8 protein-coding genes and 2 pseudogenes are annotated in these 6,846 nt (G+C 60.0%); 1 reads left to right on the forward strand and 9 read right to left on the reverse strand.

Translation table 11 applies throughout. The annotated features are described in order from the left end of the window. Positions 1-139, forward strand: a pseudogene (locus ACJHYO_RS23690) (tetracycline resistance MFS efflux pump); the annotation flags it as partial. Here ACJHYO_RS23690 and ACJHYO_RS23695 read toward each other — a convergent pair. The 9 genes and pseudogenes from ACJHYO_RS23695 to ACJHYO_RS23735 all read right to left on the reverse strand — a co-directional run. Then, positions 85-294: pseudogene (locus ACJHYO_RS23695) on the reverse strand (IS91 family transposase); the annotation flags it as partial. The pseudogenes ACJHYO_RS23690 and ACJHYO_RS23695 overlap by 55 nt on opposite strands. Before the next feature lie 111 nt (positions 295-405). Next, positions 406-711, reverse strand: a complete 306-nt coding sequence (locus tag ACJHYO_RS23700) for a LysR family transcriptional regulator (protein WP_001255015.1) — start codon at positions 709-711, stop codon at positions 406-408. A gap of 27 nt (positions 712-738) precedes the next feature. After that, positions 739-1,953, reverse strand: coding sequence for a chloramphenicol/florfenicol efflux MFS transporter FloR (gene floR / locus ACJHYO_RS23705; RefSeq protein WP_000214121.1), 1,215 nt, complete (start codon positions 1,951-1,953; stop codon positions 739-741). Positions 1,954-2,169: 216 nt separating this feature from the next. Further along, the gene (locus ACJHYO_RS23710) at positions 2,170-3,054 is read right to left on the reverse strand and encodes a DUF3363 domain-containing protein (protein ID WP_001447541.1); all 885 of its coding nucleotides are present in this window, start codon (positions 3,052-3,054) and stop codon (positions 2,170-2,172) included. 30 nt (positions 3,055-3,084) lie between these two features. Further along, a complete protein-coding gene (locus tag ACJHYO_RS23715; protein ID WP_001120888.1) occupies positions 3,085-4,578 on the reverse strand; it encodes an IS91-like element ISVsa3 family transposase in 1,494 nt (497 codons plus the stop codon). 210 nt (positions 4,579-4,788) lie between these two features. Then, entirely contained in the window at positions 4,789-5,013 is a 225-nt protein-coding gene (locus ACJHYO_RS23720) for a hypothetical protein (RefSeq protein WP_000743213.1), read from the reverse strand. Continuing rightward, positions 5,010-5,747: a recombinase family protein gene (locus tag ACJHYO_RS23725; RefSeq protein WP_001366550.1), complete on the reverse strand. Its 738-nt coding sequence runs from the start codon at positions 5,745-5,747 to the stop codon at positions 5,010-5,012. Before ACJHYO_RS23725 ends, ACJHYO_RS23720 begins: the two co-directional genes overlap by 4 nt. A gap of 485 nt (positions 5,748-6,232) precedes the next feature. Then, a complete protein-coding gene (locus tag ACJHYO_RS23730) occupies positions 6,233-6,373 on the reverse strand; it encodes a hypothetical protein (RefSeq protein ID WP_001044210.1) in 141 nt (46 codons plus the stop codon). A gap of 5 nt (positions 6,374-6,378) precedes the next feature. Further along, a partial coding sequence (locus tag ACJHYO_RS23735) for an IS6-like element IS26 family transposase (RefSeq protein ID WP_024167815.1) occupies positions 6,379-6,846 on the reverse strand: 468 nt, incomplete at its 5' end.

Consider the following 6,846-nt stretch of genomic DNA (forward strand, 5'->3'; position numbering starts at 1 on the left):
CTTCACGGCGATCTATGCGGCTTCTATAACAACGTGGAACGGGTGGGCATGGATTGCAGGCGCTGCCCTCTACTTGCTCTGCCTGCCGGCGCTGCGTCGCGGGCTTTGGAGAAATTCTTCAAATTCCCGTTGCACATAGCCCGGCAATTCCTTTCCCTGCTCTGCCATAAGCGCAGCGAATGCCGGGTAATACTCGTCAACGATCTGATAGAGAAGGGTTTGCTCGGGTCGGTGGCTCTGGTAACGACCAGTATCCCGATCCCGGCTGGCCGTCCTGGCCGCCACATGAGGCATGTTCCGCGTCCTTGCAATACTGTGTTTACATACAGTCTATCGCTTAGCGGAAAGTTCTTTTACCCTCAGCCGAAATGCCTGCCGTTGCTAGACATTGCCAGCCAGTGCCCGTCACTCCGCGGTCTTCACTGCGTGATCGAGTTGATCGACACCCGCCGTGACACGCTCCATGAAGTGCCTGCCTGCGTCTGTTAGCCGAACGCCCCGCGCATGGCGCTCAAATAGCAGGACACCAAGGTTATCCTCCAGCGCTTTCACACGCGCGCTGACGCTCGACTGGCTGATACCAAGTGCCTTGGCCGCATGCCGAAAATTCAGATGCTCGGCGACGGCGATGAACTGAACAAGGGAAATGAGCGGTATCCTGCCAGACAGGATACCGACATTCACGAGGTTTCGATGGTTAGTGCGCCGCATCGGAGCGGGCCTGCTACCAGTCGTCGGTTAGACGACTGGCGACTTCTCGGTGGCAGCCCCACGGAGCCGAAGGAGCACCAGCCCCAACGAAACCAGTACCGCCATCGCCGTGGCGTAACAGATCACGGGCCACGCTGTGTCACCGTTTAAAAGTGCCACCGCCAATGTCCCGACAATGCTGACTATCAGGCTTTGAACGCAGAAGTAGAACGCGACCGCTGATCCCGCGATGTCGTCGAACTCTGCCAAAGCGCCGTTCGCGGTAACGGACACCGTGAAGACAATACCGACCGCGACAACCCACATCGGTAGGATGAAGGTGAGGAATGACGGCGAGCCGTAAAGTTCGCCGATCCCCAACAGGACCGCTCCGCAAACAAGCAACGCCATCCCACGCGCCACGCATCCTGCGATGCCCCATCTGGCGACAAAGGACTTCGCGAAACGGGTTGTCACGATCATTACAAGCGCGACAGTGGCGAAGGCAAAGCTGAATCCGATCTCGGAATATTCCGCTTGGCCTATGAGCACACGGGTAGCCGTCGAGAAGAAGACGAAGTAGGTGCCCATACCGGCGCTAAAGCCGACAGTGTAAACCCAAAAAGCCGGACTCGCGAAGATCGGCAAGACAGATCGGCGCGTCTTGACTTGATCCAGAGGGCGGGTTTCGTGCCACCTGAAACCCGCATTTAGGAGTGCGAGCATCGCCAGTATAGCCAAAGTAATGAATATCGCCTGCCATCCCAAGAACTCGCCGATCAATGCTCCGGCGATAGGGCCGAGCGCAGGCACGAACGCCAGCATCGAACTGAAAAGGCCGTAGATGACGACACCCTCAGGACGGTTGGCATAAACGTCGCGAACCGTCGCGAACGTCGCCACCAGCATGGCCGACGCGCCCACTGCTTGAAGTAGACGGAAAGCGACAAAGGCCGGTGCAGTTGAAGACCAAGCTGCTCCCAGAGACGCAATGACGAAAGCCGTTGCGCCCGCAAGTAGAATTGGCCGTCGCCCGATTCTGTCTGAGAGCGGACCAAAAATCACCTGGCCCACGCCGAGCATCACCATATAGAGGCTCAACGTGAGTTGGATCATAGCGGGCGTCGTGTTCAGGATGCCGGGCATCGCTGGAACGACAGGGAGATAAATATCCATCGCCAGTGAAGCGAGGATGTCGAAAGGAGCCATCAGCAGCAGTGCTGCCGGCAGCGTATAGGCCCACGCGGGGCGTGTGGTGGTCATGACGAATCAACCCTCGATTAAGGAATACCGGGCGACGTCTGCTCGTCAGCAATCAGATGAGACTAGCCTTACAGAGCGCCGCAACAACAATACTGGTTGTTGCGGCTTACTTGTCTGCTGACTTGGAATTTCCCATCTGATTACTCCACGCTTACGAATATGAATTGCTACATTTTATCCGATTATCTTTTGCTTCGCAATGCGGCATGGGCGCACTCAGCGTTCCAGCCCCCTCTGCCGCCCTAACTGCCACGACACCGACCCGCCCTGCACGATGCCCATAACCTCGCGGCCGAGTTGGCGGTCGATGATCGGCCGCCACGGGACAAGGGTGAACTCATGGGATTTCTCGACCACGGCGAACTTGCCGCTCGATAGATGCACGGTTCCGGTAAACTTGCCGCTGACGCTCTCGCCGTCCGTGGCGGCGCGGAACGGCAGGCCCTTACTCAAAGCCATATCCGATCCGACGCCGGCTACCTCGCGCTCCCGCAGGATGGCGAGAAGGTTGCGCCGGTAGAAGACGCGGCTGTCCCGGCTGCGGGTGGCGTCGCCCTGTTCGATATGGTGCTCGCGGCGCTGGTCCATGGCTTCGCGGACTTGTTGCCCGAAGCCGGTTGGCGCAAGGTCGGCCGTCTCGCCGTGGATCAGCCGCCGGTCCAGCCAGGTCGCGCCGTCCGATCCGATCTGTTTGTTCAGATCGACCGGGGAAAGGACGCGAACGCTGGCCTGACTGTCTCGGCCGGCGTCATGGGCGGCGGCACGGCTGACCAGATCATCGGGGATGCGCCATTGGTCGGCGTCGATCCGCTCGACGATACCGGCCCGGCGTAGCGCCTCCAGCCGGCGCACATGGGCATCGACATAGCCCTCATAGTCGCCGCCTGGAACGCGGCACGTATAGGAAGAATAAACGCCCTTTTCACCCAAGTCCAACAGCTTTGGACCGCAGTTGACTCTTTCGACACCCCTGCGATGCAACCCAATCCGGCTGACGGGGAGCCAGCAACGCTGAAAATTTACCCTCCTCTTTCCCACTAGCGGCTCCTTTTCCGACAACCAGCACGGCGGATCCCTGCCGCGGCGCTGTGAACGCAGCATTTTGATTGGTATCGTTGGCCTTCAGGCTCGTCAGTCAAACAGACCCAGGAGCAGCTCAGCCGGTGGCGCCCGGCTTTCGGGTAACGCCCTGGTCCCGCTGGTTTCGGCTTTGTGCTTCAGGTGATCAAGGATCTGCTTGATCACTATAGGGTCTTCAATGCAGGCGATGACTTTCATGGCGCCGCCGCAGCCGCTGCAGGTCTCGATGTCGATATTGAAAACACGCTTGAGCCGTTGCGCCCATGTCATCGACGCTCGCCGTTGTGCTGGTGTTGCCGGTTCATCAGCCACCCTGACCTTGTTGCCCCTGCCCCGTTTTGCCGGCGTGACCAACGCCCGGTGCCGACTGTTGGGTGCGAACACCCCGTGGAAGCGGGTTAGGTTGACTCTGGGCTTCGGTACCAGGGCGGCCAGCCTTGCAATGAAATCCAATGGTTCGAAAATGACGTGCGTGGTGCCGTCCCGGTACGGCGTCTTGAGCTGGTAGCGCACGTTGCCGCCTCGTGTTAACGACAGCCGCTTCTCGGATACCGCCGGGCGGCTGATGTACCGGCACAGCCGTTCGAGCTTCTTGCGTTCATCGGCCCTGGCCGCCACGCCGGCGTGCAGGCTGGACCCGGCTACCTTGCCAATCCCGTCACCGAACGGATCACCACTGGTCGGCAGAGTTTGCAAAGTGAACACCTTTCGCCCCGCCTGTGAACCGACAGCGATACGGTAAGTGATCGAGTGCCCCAGCAGGGGTGTCATCGGGTCGTCATCCACCGCATCCGAGGCCAGATAGCTGTTTTCGACATCCCGTTCCAGCAGGCCTTGCCGTTCCAGATAGCGACCCACCCGGTGGGCGATGGTGTGCGTCAGCTGGGTGAGCTCTGGGCTGGTCGGCGCCTTGACCCAGCGGAAACGCGCTGAGCCGTGGGATTGCTCGACATACACACCGTCGAGAAACAGCATGTGGAAGTGAACATTCAGATTGAGCGCCGATCCAAAACGCTGGATCAGGGTGACCGCGCCCGTCTTGGCCACTTGGTGGGTATGGCCCGCTTTCTTGACCAGGTGCGTGGCAATGACGCGGTAAACGATGCCCAGCACCCACCCCATGATCTCGGGCCGGCTGGCAAACAGGAAACGCAGCTGAAACGGGAAGCTCAACACCCACTGACGCATGGGTTGTTCAGGCAGTACTTCATCAACCAGCAAGGCGGCACTTTCGGCCATCCGCCGCGCCCCACAGCTCGGGCAGAAACCGCGACGCTTACAGCTGAAAGCGACCAGGTGCTCGGCGTGGCAAGACTCGCAGCGAACCCGTAGAAAGCCATGCTCCAGCCGCCCGCATTGGAGAAATTCTTCAAATTCCCGTTGCACATAGCCCGGCAATTCCTTTCCCTGCTCTGCCATAAGCGCAGCGAATGCCGGGTAATACTCGTCAACGATCTGATAGAGAAGGGTTTGCTCGGGTCGGTGGCTCTGGTAACGACCAGTATCCCGATCCCGGCTGGCCGTCCTGGCCGCCACATGAGGCATGTTCCGCGTCCTTGCAATACTGTGTTTACATACAGTCTATCGCTTAGCGGAAAGTTCTTTTACCCTCAGCCGAAATGCCTGCCGTTGCTAGACATTGCCAGCCAGTGCCCGTCACTCCCACTCGATTGTAAACAAGCACACAAAACCCTTTAGTGACAACAATTTGCAAGAACTATCAGGCTCAGTGCCATGAAAAATACCATGACCAGATCATGAGGTTGAACACGGCTTGCGCCGGCAGCGTTCACGCTCCTGGTCGGCGATCTCGCCCGGCTGCAATGCTAGCTCAGCATCGGTCATGCGCTCCAGCACGTCGCGTAGGCGGATGGTGCAAGGAATGGGCGGCAGCTCGAACTCATAGCCGCCGGCGATCATTTCGGCCGCAATCTCCTCGGTGATGAAAAACGGCTCGTCGTCTTGGTTCGGCTTCTTCATGCCCTTTCCTCCTGGCGCTCATCCTGGCCGACAGCGGCCAGGGCATCGGCTTCCGTCAATGCGTCCTCCACGAACGCGCCGTGCTGCTTCGCTTCGGCCTGGCTGACCTCGGCCCATATCCGTTTCACCTGGGCCGCACTGTACCCGGCCAGCTCGGCGGTCTTGTTGATGCTGTAGCCGGACTTGCGCAGCGCGACAACTTGGGCGCGGCGCTTCGGATCAGCACGGCGGCCCTTGTACCGCCCGGCCTGGCGGGCCAACTCAATGCCTTGGCGCTGGCGTTCGCGCCTGTCCTCGTAGTCGTCGCGGGCCATCTGCAAGGCCAGGCGAAAAAGCATGATCTGCACGGCTTCCAGCACGATCTTGGCGACGCCCTGGGCCTCGGCCGCCAGGTCGGATAGATCGACCACGCCAGGGACGGCCAGGCGTGCGCCTTTGGCCTGTATCGAGGCCACCAGGCGCTCGGCCTCGGGCAAAGGTAGGCGGCTGATGCGGTCGATCTTCTCGGCAATGACCACCTCGCCGGGCTGTAGGTCGCCGATCATGCGCAGCAGCTCAGGCCGGTCGGCGCGTGCGCCGGATGCCTTCTCACGGTAGATGCCGGCGACGTAGTAGCCGGCGGCCTTCGCGGCCGTAGTGATCGCCTCTTGGCGTTCCAAGTCCTGCGCGTCGGTGCTGACGCGCAGATAGACCCGCGCCACCATCGGCGCGGCTACTGGCTTCGTCCTGCGCATACTTGCGGGCTCCTTTGGGCATACGCAAAGTGTCCGGTCATGCTACCCCCGGCCAAAAAGGCCGTCATGCGATTTATCTTGGCCGGGTCGTTATTGGCGGGTCTAAATGGCCGCTCCGTGGATCTCATCGCCAGAAATGGCGATGCGAGATCCAGGGCAGGGCGGCCGCCATCGTCAGACCTGGCGATGGTCGACGCCGGCGCGCATCGTCGGATGTGGCGATGCGAGCTCGAGGTCGGTGGCCACCGCCGGCGACCTGGTGCCATCGTCGGCAATGGCGATGCTGCAGCTCGACGTGCGCGGCCTGGTCGTCTCGGCATCGTCGGATGCGGCGATGCTCGAGCGAGGCGAAAAAAAACCGCCTCGGGGTGTCCGAGGCGGCAAGTCTGCATGCGGTTCAGGGAGGAAGAAACCGCGCCGGCGATCAGGGAGGAAAACCGCGCGGCCTGATGTGCAGCTCGGCCACTTTAGCCGGATTTTTCGACTTATCCGATGCGAGCGGCCCGCCGTGGGCGCTGCTCGATCTGCTGTTGCTTTTTCTCGACGTGCTTCTGCTCCTGGTGCTGCTGCTCGTCGCGCGGCACTGTTGCAAAGTTAGCGATGAGGCAGCCTTTTGTCTTATTCAAAGGCCTTACATTTCAAAAACTCTGCTTACCAGGCGCATTTCGCCCAGGGGATCACCATAATAAAATGCTGAGGCCTGGCCTTTGCGTAGTGCACGCATCACCTCAATACCTTTGATGGTGGCGTAAGCCGTCTTCATGGATTTAAATCCCAGCGTGGCGCCGATTATCCGTTTCAGTTTGCCATGATCGCATTCAATCACGTTGTTCCGGTACTTAATCTGTCGGTGTTCAACGTCAGACGGGCACCGGCCTTCGCGTTTGAGCAGAGCAAGCGCGCGACCATAGGCGGGCGCTTTATCCGTGTTGATGAATCGCGGGATCTGCCACTTCTTCACGTTGTTGAGGATTTTACCCAGAAACCGGTATGCAGCTTTGCTGTTACGACGGGAGGAGAGATAAAAATCGACAGTGCGGCCCCGGCTGTCGACGGCCCGGTACAGATACGCCCAGCGGCCATTGACCTTCACGTAGGT

The organism is Escherichia sp. WS1118 (assembly GCF_046487695.1).
Lineage (GTDB): Bacteria > Pseudomonadota > Gammaproteobacteria > Enterobacterales > Enterobacteriaceae > Escherichia > Escherichia coli.

What these genes read in the sequence shown, in the direction of transcription:
- ACJHYO_RS23700 (WP_001255015.1), bottom strand. Translation starts at nt 711, where the DNA reads ATGCGGCGCACTAACCATCGAAACCTCGTGAATGTCGGTATCCTGTCT.
- floR (WP_000214121.1), bottom strand. Translation starts at nt 1,953, where the DNA reads ATGACCACCACACGCCCCGCGTGGGCCTATACGCTGCCGGCAGCACTG.
- ACJHYO_RS23710 (WP_001447541.1), bottom strand. Translation starts at nt 3,054, where the DNA reads ATGCTGCGTTCACAGCGCCGCGGCAGGGATCCGCCGTGCTGGTTGTCG.
- ACJHYO_RS23715 (WP_001120888.1), bottom strand. Translation starts at nt 4,578, where the DNA reads ATGCCTCATGTGGCGGCCAGGACGGCCAGCCGGGATCGGGATACTGGT.
- ACJHYO_RS23720 (WP_000743213.1), bottom strand. Translation starts at nt 5,013, where the DNA reads ATGAAGAAGCCGAACCAAGACGACGAGCCGTTTTTCATCACCGAGGAG.
- ACJHYO_RS23725 (WP_001366550.1), bottom strand. Translation starts at nt 5,747, where the DNA reads ATGCGCAGGACGAAGCCAGTAGCCGCGCCGATGGTGGCGCGGGTCTAT.